The sequence below is a fragment of the Candidatus Chryseobacterium colombiense genome (assembly GCA_029203185.1).
GTDB lineage: Bacteria > Bacteroidota > Bacteroidia > Flavobacteriales > Weeksellaceae > Chryseobacterium > Chryseobacterium colombiense.
The window spans coordinates 2,224,818-2,238,987 of the sequence record CP119310.1 but is presented as its reverse complement, the minus strand read 5'-3'; the positions used below and the strand labels follow the sequence as shown (position 1 = coordinate 2,238,987).

The 14,170-nt window shown below is 33.8% G+C and carries 16 protein-coding genes; 5 read left to right on the top strand and 11 right to left on the bottom strand.

Features of this window, described 5'->3' with window-relative positions; genetic code table 11:
* Window positions 1-54: 54 nt before the first annotated feature.
* Both P0Y62_09990 and P0Y62_09985 read right to left on the bottom strand, forming a co-directional pair.
* Entirely contained in the window at window positions 55-1,215 is a 1,161-nt protein-coding gene (locus P0Y62_09990; protein ID WEK68203.1) for an efflux RND transporter periplasmic adaptor subunit, read from the bottom strand.
* A gap of 460 nt (window positions 1,216-1,675) precedes the next feature.
* On the bottom strand, window positions 1,676-2,272 hold the full coding sequence (locus tag P0Y62_09985; GenBank protein WEK68202.1) for a TetR/AcrR family transcriptional regulator: 597 nt from the start codon (window positions 2,270-2,272) through the stop codon (window positions 1,676-1,678).
* A 268-nt stretch (window positions 2,273-2,540) separates the two neighbouring features.
* Here P0Y62_09985 and P0Y62_09980 point away from each other — a divergent pair, with 268 nt between their 5' ends.
* Complete coding sequence (locus P0Y62_09980; GenBank protein WEK68201.1) at window positions 2,541-3,095, top strand: thioredoxin family protein; 555 nt, start codon at window positions 2,541-2,543, stop codon at window positions 3,093-3,095.
* Between the two features lie 177 nt (window positions 3,096-3,272).
* Here P0Y62_09980 and P0Y62_09975 read toward each other — a convergent pair whose 3' ends face one another.
* Window positions 3,273-3,911 carry an MBL fold metallo-hydrolase gene (locus tag P0Y62_09975; GenBank protein ID WEK71794.1) on the bottom strand — a complete coding sequence of 213 codons (639 nt, stop codon included), beginning with the start codon at window positions 3,909-3,911 and terminating at the stop codon, window positions 3,273-3,275.
* 67 nt (window positions 3,912-3,978) lie between these two features.
* Between P0Y62_09975 and P0Y62_09970 the strand changes: the two genes are divergently transcribed.
* Window positions 3,979-5,187 carry a DUF5103 domain-containing protein gene (locus P0Y62_09970; protein WEK68200.1) on the top strand — a complete coding sequence of 403 codons (1,209 nt, stop codon included), beginning with the start codon at window positions 3,979-3,981 and terminating at the stop codon, window positions 5,185-5,187.
* A gap of 85 nt (window positions 5,188-5,272) precedes the next feature.
* Here the strand turns inward: P0Y62_09970 and P0Y62_09965 are convergent, their stop codons facing one another.
* The 5 genes from P0Y62_09965 to P0Y62_09945 form a co-directional block, all read right to left on the bottom strand.
* Window positions 5,273-5,533 carry a hypothetical protein gene (locus P0Y62_09965; protein ID WEK68199.1) on the bottom strand — a complete coding sequence of 87 codons (261 nt, stop codon included), beginning with the start codon at window positions 5,531-5,533 and terminating at the stop codon, window positions 5,273-5,275.
* Window position 5,534: 1 nt separating this feature from the next.
* The gene (locus P0Y62_09960) at window positions 5,535-5,765 is read right to left on the bottom strand and encodes a hypothetical protein (protein WEK68198.1); all 231 of its coding nucleotides are present in this window, start codon (window positions 5,763-5,765) and stop codon (window positions 5,535-5,537) included.
* A 202-nt stretch (window positions 5,766-5,967) separates the two neighbouring features.
* Window positions 5,968-6,996 (bottom strand): ferrochelatase, encoded by a 1,029-nt coding sequence (gene hemH / locus P0Y62_09955; GenBank protein ID WEK68197.1) that lies wholly within the window; start codon window positions 6,994-6,996, stop codon window positions 5,968-5,970.
* Window positions 6,997-7,007: 11 nt separating this feature from the next.
* On the bottom strand, window positions 7,008-7,535 hold the full coding sequence (locus P0Y62_09950; protein WEK68196.1) for an NAD(P)H-dependent oxidoreductase: 528 nt from the start codon (window positions 7,533-7,535) through the stop codon (window positions 7,008-7,010).
* A 12-nt stretch (window positions 7,536-7,547) separates the two neighbouring features.
* Window positions 7,548-8,426 (bottom strand): NifU family protein, encoded by an 879-nt coding sequence (locus tag P0Y62_09945; GenBank protein ID WEK68195.1) that lies wholly within the window; start codon window positions 8,424-8,426, stop codon window positions 7,548-7,550.
* Window positions 8,427-8,579: 153 nt separating this feature from the next.
* Here P0Y62_09945 and P0Y62_09940 point away from each other — a divergent pair, with 153 nt between their 5' ends.
* Window positions 8,580-9,116, top strand: coding sequence for a gamma carbonic anhydrase family protein (locus tag P0Y62_09940; protein ID WEK68194.1), 537 nt, complete (start codon window positions 8,580-8,582; stop codon window positions 9,114-9,116).
* A gap of 79 nt (window positions 9,117-9,195) precedes the next feature.
* On the opposite strand, the gene P0Y62_09935 is transcribed toward P0Y62_09940, so the two are convergent.
* Window positions 9,196-9,639, bottom strand: coding sequence for a hypothetical protein (locus P0Y62_09935; protein ID WEK68193.1), 444 nt, complete (start codon window positions 9,637-9,639; stop codon window positions 9,196-9,198).
* Between the two features lie 63 nt (window positions 9,640-9,702).
* Between P0Y62_09935 and P0Y62_09930 the strand changes: the two genes are divergently transcribed.
* Window positions 9,703-11,829 (top strand): helix-turn-helix domain-containing protein, encoded by a 2,127-nt coding sequence (locus tag P0Y62_09930; protein ID WEK68192.1) that lies wholly within the window; start codon window positions 9,703-9,705, stop codon window positions 11,827-11,829.
* Window positions 11,830-11,875: 46 nt separating this feature from the next.
* On the opposite strand, the gene P0Y62_09925 is transcribed toward P0Y62_09930, so the two are convergent.
* The gene (locus tag P0Y62_09925) at window positions 11,876-12,319 is read right to left on the bottom strand and encodes a hypothetical protein (GenBank protein WEK68191.1); all 444 of its coding nucleotides are present in this window, start codon (window positions 12,317-12,319) and stop codon (window positions 11,876-11,878) included.
* Window positions 12,320-12,501: 182 nt separating this feature from the next.
* On the bottom strand, window positions 12,502-12,879 hold the full coding sequence (locus P0Y62_09920; protein WEK68190.1) for a hypothetical protein: 378 nt from the start codon (window positions 12,877-12,879) through the stop codon (window positions 12,502-12,504).
* A gap of 239 nt (window positions 12,880-13,118) precedes the next feature.
* Between P0Y62_09920 and P0Y62_09915 the strand changes: the two genes are divergently transcribed.
* Window positions 13,119-14,123 carry an LLM class flavin-dependent oxidoreductase gene (locus P0Y62_09915; GenBank protein ID WEK68189.1) on the top strand — a complete coding sequence of 335 codons (1,005 nt, stop codon included), beginning with the start codon at window positions 13,119-13,121 and terminating at the stop codon, window positions 14,121-14,123.
* Window positions 14,124-14,170: the final 47 nt, after the last annotated feature.

The following is a 14,170-nucleotide window of genomic DNA, read 5'->3' as shown; positions in this document are numbered from 1 at the left end:
ATTTTTGAAGCACTTTTTAATGAATAGCCGCGATAAAAATTTAAGTTTAAACTGTTACAATGGTTTTGCTTTCAACAAGCTATCAGAAGAAATAGCTTTCGGCTTGATAGAAACACCATCTTTTAACATTCCGATTCCTGTGAATACGATTTTTTCTCCAGGCTGTATTCCTTCAGAAATAAAGTAATAGTTTTCTGTTTTTCCTGAGATCTTTACAGGCTTGCTGGTTACTTTCTGGTCTTTTCCAACTACGTAAACATATGTTTTGTCCTGAATTTCAAAAGTAGACTCCTGTGGAATGACTACTGCATTCGAAAATAATTGCGGCATACGAACACGTCCTGTGTTTCCGGTTCTCAAAGCTCCGTTAGCATTTGGGAATACAGCACGAACGCTGATGGCCCCGGTTGTTTTATCGAATTGTCCGTCAACAATGCTCATTTTTCCTTTTTGTGGATAAATGGTGTTGTCTGCAATCACTAAATCTACCATCGGCATATTTTTTAGCTTTTGCTCTAAAGTTGCTCCTTCATATTTATTTTGGAAAGCAATGAAATCAAGTTCGCTTAAAGAGAAGTACGCGTAAATCTCACTGATATCTGATAATAAAGTCAATGGATTTGGGTCTGTTCTTGAAATCAGACTTCCTTTTTTGTAAGGAATTCTTCCGATATATCCGCTTACCGGCGCTGTAATGGTTGTAAATCCAATGTTGATTTTTGCACCACCAACAGAAGCTTTCGCCTGTGAAGCGGCTGCAACAGCGGCTGCGTAATTTGCTTTTGCCGTTCTCAATTGTACATCAGAAACTACTTTTGCGGCAACAAGAGGTTCAAGTCGATCAACTTCCACTTTTGCTTTTTGAATGTTGGCATTGGCAACCTGAAGATTAGCAGAAGCCATATTCATTTGTTCTCCGTATGCTCTTGAATCTATTTTGAATAAAGGCTGTCCGGCTCTTACATAAGCGCCTTCTTCCACATAAATTTTATCTAAATAACCGTCTACCTGCGATCTGATTTCCACATTGTTTTTTCCTTCCAGAGCGGTTGGGAATTCCTGATAGGTAGTAGCAGGTGACGTAATGACAGTATAAACAGGCAGTTCGGGAGCTGGAGGAGCAGCATTTGATCCTTCAGCAGCTTTGGTGCAGTTTTGTAAAAGGATAATACTTGAGATAAGTACGATGAACCTTATTTTTCCAGGTATTTTCATTTTGAGTTTAAGTTTTTAATGAAGTGTTAGATTAAATAATAATGTTTTAAAGTTGAATTCTGTTATTTTTACTAACGGTGTTAATTTTTAGTTCAAAAAAAATTACAGAATTCTTAATACTCGATGGTTAAATCGTTGTTTTCATAATTGAAAAATGGTTTTAATGTTGTTTTAAGTATAATAAAGATGAGGTGTCAATGGGTGCTATTTTGCTAACATTTTATTTAATTAAAAATTGAAAGTTAAGCTTGTATTTACATGGCACTATTGGTTTTTAAGACTAAAGATTACTAAAATCACCTGTTAAATTACCTAACAGTGTTAATGGTAAGGAAAAAAAATTGCCATAAGCATGGTTATAAAATCATATTTCATTTTAAAAAATTTTAAGTTATAAATGTGAAAAAAAATTATTGATGATACTTTTCCTAACGGTGTTAATTTTTAATTCAAAAAAAATTTACAAAGACTTAATGAAAGCAGAAACTGTTTCATCCAATGTAGTCTTGTTCATCGTAGAAGGAATATCATCATTTCTCATCATCATGATAGAGATCAATCCGTGCACTGCCGAAAAAAGGGCGTGAGACATGTGGCAGGCATTTTCAATTTTTGATCCGTTTTTCTTGATAATTTCATAGGTGCAGTCGTAAAGCATGTCCTGAAAAGATGAAAATTCTTCTTTCATCATTCCCCTTCCGCTGCACTGCATCCCCAATCCGAACATCAATTGATAGTACTCTTTGTTCTTAAATGCAAACTTCCAGTAAGCATCTACAATAGCTTTCAATTGTTCATCCGGAGTGTCGTGTTCTCTCTGGGCTTTTAACAATTCTATGTGCAAACAATTGAAACCATTCAACGAGATTTCGTACAGAATAGCCTCTTTGTTTTCAAAATAATCATAAACCACCGGTGCACTGTATTCTATGGCATCGGCAATTTTTCTCATGGAAAGTGAAGCCCAACCTTCGGTTTTAGCCAAAGAGAAAGCCGCGTCCAAAATGCTGGTACGTATGTTTTCTTTTTCTCTTTGTCGACGTTCATGTAGACCCATGATTTTTTATTACTAACAGTGTTAGCAAAACTACTAACTTTTGAATATATCTTCCAAACAAATTTTTAAATTTAATTTTTTTGAAAGCTTTAAAAGAGATTTTAAAAATTAATTGAATCTTGGAAACATGGGAGCTGGGAGATAGTTTCTATACTTTAAATTTGGAATTATTGTAAAAATTAATGAATTCAATAGCCTCATTCAATTATAGCATGTTTTGGCTGTATACTAAAAGAAATTTTTATCTTTGTGATCAAATAAAAAAGTTATGAATACGCCTTCAAATATGATCGCTTTGGGTACAAAAGCACCTTTTTTTGAGCTTCCGAACCCTTCAAAAAGTAACGAAATCCAATCGCTGGATGATCTGAAAGGAGAAAAAGGGACGTTGGTGATCTTTATGTGCAACCATTGCCCGTTTGTTCTTCATGTGATTGATAAATTAAATGAATTGTATGAAGACTATAATGAGAGAGGGATTGAGTTTATCGCGATTAACTCTAATGATGTAGAAAAATATCCTGCTGATTCTCCGGAAAAAATGATCGAATTCCAGATCGAGAGAAAATTTGATTTCCCTTATTTATATGACGAAAGCCAGGCGATTGCAAAAGCTTATGATGCAGCTTGTACACCAGATTTCTTTTTCTTTGATGAAAAACTGGATCTTATCTACAGAGGGCAAATGGATGATTCAAGACCGGGAAATCATAAGGATGTAACGGGTGAAGATTTAATTATTGCTTTTGAAAATCTTTTATTGGGCGAATCTCAGGAAGAAATTCAGAGACCAAGTATGGGATGTAATATTAAATGGAAATAATTTTTATCCATTTTCAAAATACAAAGCTGTCTTTTAAGACAGCTTTTTTATTATAGATACTTTGCTTCGCTCAGTATGGCATTGCAAGTAATCATTTTTAAAATAAACAAACTAGTCTCTAGAATTGTCATGCTGAGCAAAGCCGAAGCATCTCAATATTTCTATAAAATCTAGACCTTACTTTAAAAAAGGATTGTATTGTTTTTCAAATCCGATTGTTGTGGAATTTCCGTGGCCGGAAAAAACCTGAGTTTCATTATCAAGAATGAAAAGTTTCGTTTTGATGCCATTAATTAACTGATCGTAATTTCCTTTATATAGATCTGTTCTTCCAATGCTTCCTTCAAAAAGAACATCACCGGAAATCATGAATTTTCTTTCATCATTGTGGTAAACTACACTTCCCGGAGAATGTCCCGGAACATGGTATATTTTGAATTTTTCTCCATCAAGATCAAGTTCATCACCTTCATTGATATAAGTGGTTTCTACTTTAACCGGGGAAACCTGAAACCCGAATCTTGCACCGCTTGCAGAAAGCATATCCAATACTTCCTGATCATCCTGGTGTAAAGTAACAGGAACTTTATAAGTGTCGAAAGCCCATTGTAATCCTAAAACATGGTCAATATGAGCATGCGTTAAAAGAATTTTTTGAATGTTTAAATTATTTTCAGCGATAAAGTTACTAATGACATAAGTCTCCTGCTCATTCATATTTCCAGGATCAATAATCCATGCATTTTTATTATCGTTATAAAGGATATAAGTATTTTCGCTGGCAAAATTGAATACGAATCTCTGAATATGAAGCATAATTGAAATTTTTTTCAAAAATACGATATTATGTAGAAAATGGGTATTTTTCGTTATCTTCGTCATAATGAAAACTTTGCAATTACTTTTATTTTCTTTGAGCGGACTGATGTTTGGACAAAATATCCAGAGTATTCAGCTTTTTAATCCTCAAACCAACGATGAGACACCTGTAATCAAAATGAATGAGACGCTGGTTTTAAGTTTTGATGATCTTTCCAATAGCAATCAGATTTACAGATACACTATTAAACATTATGACAGAAACTGGGAAGATGACAATCTTTTCTTTACTGAATTTGCGAATGGAAGTTTAAATGGGCTTTTGGATAATTTTCAATATTCATTTAATACGTTACAGGCCTATACTCATTACAAATTAGTATTTCCCAATGATAAAATTCAGCCTAAAATTTCAGGTAATTTTGAATTAATCGTTTACAAGGATTCTGCTGACAAACCTCTTTTCAAAAGAAGGTTTTATATGGTGGAAGATAATGCCAGTGTAGCTTTGGATGTTTCAAGATTTGTAGATAAAAATCCGAATCTCAACCAAAGGGTAGAGGTGCAGGTGGTTTCAAAAGGAGGAGATCTTACTTCCAATGTCAATTCAATGAGCCTGAATGTGATGCAGAATAATAATCCTAATATGGTTATTAAGAATTTAAAACCCAGTACAACATTGGGTAATAAACTGCTTTTTCAACAGTTAGGTCTTGCTTTTCCCGGGAATAATGAATTTTATTATTTTGATAATAAGAATATGAATATGGCGGCAGATATGGTTCGCGCAACGGAATTGAAAGATGGCGTAAATAATACTTATCTTCATTCGGTATGGGCCTATCCTTTGAATTACCAATATCAACCTGATGTAAACGGAGCATGGTATTACAGGAGAAGTGATTTGGGAATTGAAAGAAATGCAGAGCGAGAAGCAGATTATTCGTGGGTATATTTTTCAATAGATTCGGATCCTATGGATAAGGAATTATATGTTTTAGGCGGTTTTAATGATTTTAAACCTTCTAAAGAATATCAGATGCAATACGATGAAGCTACTAAAAAATATGTGGCAAAAATATATCTGAAGCAAGGTTTTTACAATTATATCCTGGCAACGAAAGATGCTAATGGAATTTTAAATTTAGGAGAGATTAATGGTAATTTCTGGCAGACAGAAAATCTTTATCAGGGTTTCTTATATTATGCTCCTTTTGGCAGAAATTATGACGGTTTGATGGGGTATGGAGAATTTAGAACACCGATACGATAGATGTATATACATAATGTGTAAAATAAAAACCCTTATAGATATTTCTGTAAGGGTTTACATATAATAATAGTTTAGGAAATTCTTTTTATATTTTAAAAATAGCAGTTACCAGTAGATTTTCATGATCTTCAAATATATAATGAATATTCACAGGGAAGTTCTGCATGGCATTCACGGTGATTTCCTTATGTCTTGTTTCATGGTTTTTGTTTTTTTGTAGGATCTCGCCAATAGTTACTTTCAAATCTTCAAGAAAGTCCATTCCTTTATTTTCTTTTTCTGCATTAAATACCCGCATAAGAAGTCTTATGTCATTTTTTGCAATGGAGGAGAGGAGAACGTTCATTTTATGCACAATTCTTTTTCAGCTCAGAAATATTTTCGTAAAAATCTAATTTTGTAGTGGGATTCTCGTTATGAAACTGAATTCTATACAGGACTTCATCCAATTGAAATTGTGGGATTGCAGGTCTGTTGTTTATTTCAAAATTTTCTACCAGCTTAGCAAATGCTTCCAGGGTTTCCGGACTGAAGTTTTCGATCTTTGTTTTTAAAATTTCGGCAGTTGCATTCATCATTTTTAATTTTTAAGGTTAATGATGTTCTTTTGATGGGGTAAAGGTAGTAAAAATAATTAAATATTATAATTTTATTTTAAAATAATAGGGGTGTTTGTGTTGAAATTGTGTTTATTTTGAAATTTCACTTAAAAATGAGGGGGTATTGTTTGGAGAATTAGTTTTTGTAAAAAAATAACCTCCGTTTCCGAAGGTTACTATTTTAAACTAAATAAAATTCATTGAGCTTTTCCTCACACAGTGTTTTTACCACTTCAATCCACCGGTCTTCATCATTCAGACATGGGATATAATGGAAATTTTCTCCTCCACCGTGTAGAAATTGTTCTTTGCCTTCTACAGAAATTTCTTCTAATGTTTCCAGGCAGTCTGAAACGAAAGCCGGACAAACAATGGCCAGGTTTTTTACTCCTTTTTTCGGAATAGTTTCAAGTGTTTCATCTGTATAAGGCTCGATCCATTTATCTTTCCCTAGTCTGGACTGGAAAGAGACGATTGTTTTCTCCTTTGGTAAATTGAGCTTTTCAATCACCAGATTCGTAGTTGTAAAACATTGGTGACGGTAGCAGAATTTATGACTCGGATTACTTTCTCTTGAGCAACAATCATTTAGATTACATGTTTTTGTGGGATCGGTTTTATAAATATGTCTTTCCGGAACCCCATGATAGGAAAACTGAAGAGCATCGAAGTTTTGAGGAAGTTTCTCCTTGATGCTTTCTGCCAGACAATTTATATAGATATCTCTGTCGTAAAAAGGCTGAATATAATTAATCTTTACATTCGGAAATTTAGCTTTTCTTACTTCTTCTGCTTTTTCGATTACAGTTTCCGTCGTACTCATTGCATATTGCGGGTACAAAGGGAAAAGAACGATTTCGGAAACGCCCTGCTCGGTTAATTTTCTGATTCCTGTTTCAATGCTTGGTTCAGCATATCGCATTCCTATTTCTACCGGAACATCTACAAGCTTTTGAAGTTTTTTCTGAATTTTTTCGGTGATGACAATCAAAGGTGATCCTTCATCCGTCCAGACTGTTTTGTAAGCTTCTGCAGATTTTGCAGGTCTGGTATTTAAGATAATTCCACGAACCAAAAGTGCGCGGAAAATCCATCGATAGTCAATCACTCTTTCATCCATCAGGAATTCATCCAGATATTCTTTTACGTCATTTACCGCTGTAGATTTTGGTGAACCAAGATTTACGAGTAAAATTCCTTTTTTAGCCAAAATTTTTAATTTTAATTATCAATAGACTTTTCAAAATTTGTCATAAACTTTGAAATTTCGGTAAAGGTATCGTTTTCTATCGAGCCGTTTTTATCAAATCTGCCCTTTATACCTTTTATCAGCAGTTGGTGGTCATCAACTTTTGCGCCAAGAGTTTTCAGAATTAATAATAATTCTTCGTGTCCTTTTTCTCCATTCGCAGAAGCGGTAACAACTCCGACAAGTTTTTCACTAAAAATAGTAGTGGAAACACACCATTCCAATAAATTTTTTACCCTACTCGGAATACTGAAAATATATTCCGGCGTAGAAAAAAGTACACCTGCCGAAGTATCGATATCTTCACGGATTTTCAATACTTCAGCAGGTGTATTATTATATGTAAGTTTTGTATCAAAATGCGGGAGAATAGAAAGGTCATCATATATTATGAAATCAACATTGGTTTTTGTTTCCAATGCTTTTTCCATTAATTTTAAATTGCTGGAATTTTTTGTAGCGCTTCCAATAATGATGATTATCTTCTTTCTGTCAGACATTTTTACAGAAAATTATCCGTTTACAGCTTCCACTCTTTCTACCAAATCAGGAACGAATTGTTTTAAGATATTTTCAATTCCACCTTTTAATGTAGCTGTTGAACTTGGACAACCAGAACAAGCACCTTGTAGAAGCATTTTGGCTGTTTTATGTTCTTTATCGTATTCCATCAAAGAAATTTTTCCACCATCATTTTCTACTGCAGGGGCAACATATTCATTTAAAATATCAGAAATTTTCTGCTCATCATCTGTATATTCTCTGTTGATGATTTTTTCTACAGGATTTTCGTGTTTCTGGGCTTCAATAGTAGCAATCTCACCTCCGCTTTGAAGATATTCAGCAATGAAACCGCGGACAGCCATCATCACCTGATGCCATTCTACAGAATTGTCTCTCGTTACTGCAACGAAATTGTCAGAAATAAAAACTTCTGTAGCAAAATCGAACTCTGTGAAAATTCCCTGAGCCAAAGGAACTCCTTCTGCCTGATCTCTTGATTTTACTTCTACAAAACCTTCAAGTAAAAGTTTATTAGAAACAAACTTCATTACATTCGGATTCGGTGTCATTTCAGCATAGATCTGATACATTTCTTTTTTCTTCTGAAGGTAAATTCTCGGGTTAGCTAACAATTCGTCTTCTACTACGTTTTTAAGGCTTTCAGCTACGTGCTCCCATTCTACGGTGTCTTGTTTTGCTACCGCTACGAAATTAGCTGTAATGAAAATTCTTTCTACAAACGGATAGTTGAAAAGCTCCTGAGCTAAAGGAATTTCTGAAATATCTGAATCTCTGTCCAACTCTAAAGATCCGGGAATCAAATTGTAATCCGCTACAAATTTAATCACTTTCGGGTTTTCGGTTGGTTCTATAAGGATAGTATGCATTTTTTCGTTAAATTTGAGATACAAAAATACGGAATTAGAAATTAGAAGTCAGAAGCTGGAAGTTAGATTTTCGCTATCGCTATCATTTTAAATTGATGAGAGATCAAATTTAATTTTCAAATCAGCTCATTATCAAATTATCAAATTAAAAATATGGCACTTATAAAAGAACTTTTAGGCAAAGCACCACAAATAGGAGAAAATACTTTTTTGGCGGAAACGGCTACTATTATTGGTGATGTTACGATGGGACAAGACTGTAGTATCTGGTATAATGCAGTAATTCGAGGTGATGTTCATTACATTAAAATGGGAAATAAGGTAAATGTTCAGGATAATGCAATGTTACATTGTACCTATCAAAAACATCCCTTAAATATAGGAAACAATGTTTCGATTGGTCATAATGCAATTGTTCATGGATGTACGATTCATGATAACGTTTTGATTGGAATGGGAGCGATTGTAATGGATGACTGCCTGGTAGAAGAGAATTCTATTGTGGGGGCGGGTTCTGTGGTAACGCAGGGAACTCATATTAAATCCGGAGAAGTCTGGGGTGGTGTTCCTGCTAGAAAAATCAAGGATATTAATGCGCAGCTGCTGGAAGGAGAAGTCAACAGAATTGCTGATAATTATGTAAAATACTCTTCATGGTATAAAGAAAATGTGAAGCACGTTGAGGGATAATTACAATGAATTAAAAAAATAATAAAAAAACTCTCCCGGGTTACTAAATCGGGAGAGTTTTTTTATTTTAAGTGATACTTTATTGATAGATTAAAACTGCTTTTCCGTTTTCACATTTCACTCCGGTAGGTTCTGCAGGCATCATACAATCTGAAGTAATATTGTATTTTTTATTGTATTCAGACATGATGTTGGTGTAGCTTTTAATTTTAGGAAGGATGTCACTTTCCATTTTTTTAGGATAGGCAATGTAGGAAACAGGTCCGCCACAGGCTTTTGATCCGAGGGGTGAAAACGCCCAGTCTGCAGCATTTGTGCATTCTTCTTTTGCGATTTCTTCTTCAATAGTCGATTTTATTTTTTCTAATCTGGCCTGATCGTATTTTTGGCTGTTTTCGTCAACAGGTCTTTCAGAAATGTCTTTTGGTAAAGTAGAATCATCCTTAACCACTGTTTTGCATGATACAGCAAAAAGAGATAGGCAAAACAAGACGGAAGATATTTTTAGCAGCTTATTTTTCATAAATTTTTTTTAACAAGAATCAAAGTTTATGCCTTAACGACATTTTCCGTAATTTTGACAGCGATGAACAATCATTTTTTTGACTTAATAGAGCATACCAACCGAAGTGTATTTTTAACAGGGAAGGCGGGAACAGGAAAGACGACTTTCCTTAATGATTTTGTGAGGCGTACACGTAAAAAGCATATTGTAGTGGCTCCTACGGGAATTGCTGCAATTAATGCAGGTGGAGTTACCATTCATTCGATGTTCGGACTGCCACTGAGGACTTTTTTACCAACCACCGAAAGGATTGATACAAGCCTGGCAAATAATATTGCCGATCTGATGCCTCATTTTAAATACCGTAAAGATAAACTTAAATTGCTAAGAGAAGTTGAGGTTATTATTATTGATGAAGTGTCAATGCTTCGTGCGGATGTGATGGATATGATGGATTTTTCATTACGGTTTATCCGAAGAAATAATCAACGTTTTGGTGGAGTTCAGATGCTGTTCATCGGAGATTTGTATCAGCTTCCGCCGGTAGTGAGAGATGAGCATATCTTAAAATTATATTACAATTCTCCTTTCTTTTTTGACAGTTTAGCCATCAAAGAAATTCCATTAATTACCATTGAATTAACAAAAGTTTACCGTCAATCCGACGAAGAATTTTTGGCGATCTTAAATGCAATCCGTGATGGAGATGTTGCCAATATCGATTTTGGTCATTTGAATGAAAGATACGATCCTGATTTTGATATGGGAAAAGAATCCTACGTTTACCTGTGTTCACACAATAAAATGGCGGATGAAATCAATCAGGAAAAACTGACGGAAATAAAAGTTGATACTAAAACCTATGAAGCTAAACTTTTTGGAGAATTCAAAGAAAATCAGTTTCCTAATGAACAGTTTTTAGAACTAAAAATAGGAGCTCAGATCATGTTTATCCGTAATGATATTTCGGGAGAAAAGAAATATTTCAACGGAAAATTAGGTGAGATTTCCGGATTGGATGAAAACGAAATTAAAGTTGTTTTAGAAGGAAGTGAAAGAGAAATTACCGTAAAAAGAGAAGTTTGGGAACAGAAAAAATATTTCCTGGACACCGATAAGAATATCAAAGAAGAAGTTTTGGGAAGCTTCGAGCAGTTTCCAATAAAGCTCGCTTGGGCAGTTACGATCCATAAAAGTCAGGGCTTGACGTTTGATAAAGTAATTATTGACGCAGGGAAAAGTTTTACGGCAGGACAGGTGTATGTGGCATTGTCACGTTGCCGAACGTTGGAAGGAATTGTTTTAAAATCGAAAATTACCCCTGAAGTTATTTTTAAGGATAACAGGATTCTGAAATTTCAGGGTGAAACGCATGCCAATGATAATGTAGAAGCCATTCTCAATCAGGAAAAATATGATTACAGTATCAGGAAAGTTCTTCGTACGGTAGATTCTCAATGGCTGCTGAATGAAGTTGAAGAATGGAATAAATTATCCATCACAGCAAAAAGTATTGATAAAGTGAAGACAAATCGGCTGTACCTTCAGCTCAAACATGAGATTGTCAACCTTGGAAAGATCTTCGAAAAATTAGAAAGAGTGATTTCTCAGAAGGTCAATAATTTTATTGAACAGAAGGAGGAATGGTCTGAAATTGAAAATAAAACAAAAGGTGCGGTTAATTTCTTCTTTACAGAGATCAGAGATAAAGTTTTTAATCCTCTAAAAGAATTCTATGCCGAAATAAAAGGGGTAAAAGGGTTAAAACAATACAATGAGGAATTTAAAAACTGGCTGGAAGATGTGGAAGAATATCTGAACAGTTTAAAAGAGATCCATTTGTTGGAGACGAAATTGCTGGATGAAAAAAATGATAAGGAAATCAGTATGAAAATTGCTAAAGTTCCGTCTCAGGTTCTTACTTTCCAATTATTTGAGCAAGGGAAAACAATTTCAGAAATCGCGCTGGAAAGAGGATTGGTGAAAGAAACAGTGATCGGTCATCTGGCGAAGTTTGCAGAACAGGGCTTATTGGATATTTCAAGAGTGATTACATCAGACAAAATAAAGGCTTTTGAAAATGTTTTCTATAAAGATCCAAAAGAAACCTTAACCGAGTGGAAGAATGCATTACCAAGTGATTTTGAGTTTAATGAAATCAGGATTCTGATCAATCATTTTACTTATTTGAAGGAGAAAGGAAAATAAATAAAAAGGTTTTAATAATTCATTGATTATTAAAACCTTTTTATGTCTATTTATTTAATAAATCCTGGTTGATGTGGTATCCTACAATTTTAATGTTACCTTCTTTGTCTTTTTGTAAAGTAAAAGTTTCATGCGTTGTTTCATTCCCTCTTTTTACATCATAAGTGAAAAGATATTCGCTTTTAGGATTGGTTCCTTTTACAACCAAAGTTTCCCATTTTGAAAGATTATAGGTCTCTACAGGTCCGATTTTAGTAACAACGCTAAGTAGCTCATCAAGTTTCTCTTTATCTGTTACCTCAAAAAATTTTTCGCCAAATAATTTGTAGGTATTATCCTGATTGGTTCCATATTGAAGTTCACAGTAAAATTTTTGCGGAATTTTTTCTCCGTCTGCTTTGTCAGATTCTCGATCTTTATAAATCTGATTAAAATTACAGCTTAGTAGAAGAAATGATGTGATCAATAAATAAGCTATTTTTAATTTCATGGATTTGAAAATTAGTAGAGCAATATTAATAAATAAAATTGGAAGAAACAGATTATCATTTTATTCTTTTAATTGCTGGTTAAGTTGGTCATACTCTTCAAAACTCAATAATATTTCTGTTTCTGAATTTTTACTTATTATAGAATTTGCATAGCAACTTGTATCAAGTTTAATTATCTTAATTATTTCATTTTGATATTTAAAAACAATAATGTTTCTAAAAATTTTTTTGCATCCAGTTTCGTATTTATTGTAGCCATTTTTTTGGAAGCTAAAAAACTATCTATTGCTGAACTTTTCTGATCAGAAATATGAGATATTTTGTATCCGGCTTTTTTTAATTTAGGAATAAATTCCTCATTAATTTCATTATGATTTGTAAGTCCAAAAACTAAATGGTATTGAAATTCTGTATTTTTCCATTTTTTTAAATTAATATTTTCCGTCAAGGAATAAATCTCGATCGTCGTATTTTGAGATGAGGTTTTATCATCTGTGAAATTTGAAAAAATTCCGACACAGAGAATAACAGCAATAGTCTTTTTAGAGAAAAAATTCATAATTAAAAATAAATACGAAAATTAACACTGACTAAAATTAAAAAATTATAACTAAAAGTTTGATATAGATATTAATTTCCAATAGTTTTTTCCTGAACAGACCAATCCATCCTATCAATTACAAAAAGTAACTAATGCAATTTATTAGTTTTAAATTTGCTTGGTTTTATACCTAAAATTTAAAATATGAAAATCGACGAAGGAAATTCCATGTTTCCTTTAAAAATAAATATCTCAATATGAAAAATTTTGAAATATCGGTACTTGATCTTGCACCCGTGAAGCAGGAGAAAAGTATTCACGATACCTTTCAGGACAGTTTGTCTTTAGCCAATTATACTGAAAATTTAGATTATAAAAGATTCTGGCTTGCCGAACATCACAATATGGAAAGCATTGCCAGTTCTGCCACTTCTGTTCTCATTGGTTTTATTGCGAACGGAACCAAAAAAATAAGAGTTGGATCGGGTGGAATCATGCTTCCGAACCATAGTTCATTAGTGATTGCAGAACAGTTCGGAACATTAGAGTCACTTTTTCCGGGAAGAATTGATCTGGGACTGGGAAGAGCTCCCGGAACAGACGGATTGACTGCTCAGGCATTGGGAAGAAACCCTGCAATTATCAACCAGCAGTTTCCGAGACAAATTCTGGAGCTACAAAAATATTTTTCAAAGGAAAATCGGGATGCCTTAGTTCGTGCAATTCCGGGAGAAGGATTGGACATTCCGTTGTATATTTTAGGATCAAGTACAGACAGTGCTTTCCTGGCTGCAGAATTAGGACTTCCGTATGCATTTGCAGGACATTTTGCTCCTGAACAAATGGAAATGGCATTTAATATTTACAAGCAGAATTTTGAACCGTCAAACTATTTAGATCAGCCTTACATCATTGCCTGTGTCAATGGAATTGCAGCTGAAACTTCCGAGGAAGCACACAAGATTTCTACTACTTTATTTCAGGCTTTTATTAATATTATAAGAAATGACAGAAAGCCTTTTGCTCCGCCTGTTGAAGATATGGATGAAATTTGGTCATCTATGGAAAAAACAATGGTGTTGCAGAAGTTAAAATATACTTTAATCGGAGATCAGGATGAGATCGAAGAAAAGCTGAAAAGCTTTCAGGAAAAGTTCAATGTGGATGAATTAATGATCAATTCTCATATTTACGATCATCAGAAAAGATTGGAGTCTTATCATATTTTTAGAAATGCTAAAAACTCAATATTCAAAGCATAAGATTAATTGCAAGATGCCTTTTTTTATGAGTATCTTTGCATAAATTT

Coding starts and splice junctions, on each gene's coding strand:
- P0Y62_09950 (WEK68196.1), bottom strand. CDS start 7,535: ATGTCTGACAGAAAGAAGATAATCATCATTATTGGAAGCGCTACAAAA.
- P0Y62_09935 (WEK68193.1), bottom strand. CDS start 9,639: ATGAAAAATAAGCTGCTAAAAATATCTTCCGTCTTGTTTTGCCTATCT.
- P0Y62_09920 (WEK68190.1), bottom strand. CDS start 12,879: ATGAATTTTTTCTCTAAAAAGACTATTGCTGTTATTCTCTGTGTCGGA.
- P0Y62_09980 (WEK68201.1), top strand. CDS start 2,541: ATGAATACGCCTTCAAATATGATCGCTTTGGGTACAAAAGCACCTTTT.
- P0Y62_09990 (WEK68203.1), bottom strand. CDS start 1,215: ATGAAAATACCTGGAAAAATAAGGTTCATCGTACTTATCTCAAGTATT.
- P0Y62_09930 (WEK68192.1), top strand. CDS start 9,703: ATGAACAATCATTTTTTTGACTTAATAGAGCATACCAACCGAAGTGTA.
- P0Y62_09965 (WEK68199.1), bottom strand. CDS start 5,533: ATGAACGTTCTCCTCTCCTCCATTGCAAAAAATGACATAAGACTTCTT.
- P0Y62_09970 (WEK68200.1), top strand. CDS start 3,979: ATGAAAACTTTGCAATTACTTTTATTTTCTTTGAGCGGACTGATGTTT.
- P0Y62_09945 (WEK68195.1), bottom strand. CDS start 8,426: ATGCATACTATCCTTATAGAACCAACCGAAAACCCGAAAGTGATTAAA.
- P0Y62_09940 (WEK68194.1), top strand. CDS start 8,580: ATGGCACTTATAAAAGAACTTTTAGGCAAAGCACCACAAATAGGAGAA.
- P0Y62_09925 (WEK68191.1), bottom strand. CDS start 12,319: ATGAAATTAAAAATAGCTTATTTATTGATCACATCATTTCTTCTACTA.
- P0Y62_09960 (WEK68198.1), bottom strand. CDS start 5,765: ATGATGAATGCAACTGCCGAAATTTTAAAAACAAAGATCGAAAACTTC.
- P0Y62_09985 (WEK68202.1), bottom strand. CDS start 2,272: ATGGGTCTACATGAACGTCGACAAAGAGAAAAAGAAAACATACGTACC.
- P0Y62_09975 (WEK71794.1), bottom strand. CDS start 3,911: ATGCTTCATATTCAGAGATTCGTATTCAATTTTGCCAGCGAAAATACT.
- P0Y62_09915 (WEK68189.1), top strand. CDS start 13,119: ATGAAAAATTTTGAAATATCGGTACTTGATCTTGCACCCGTGAAGCAG.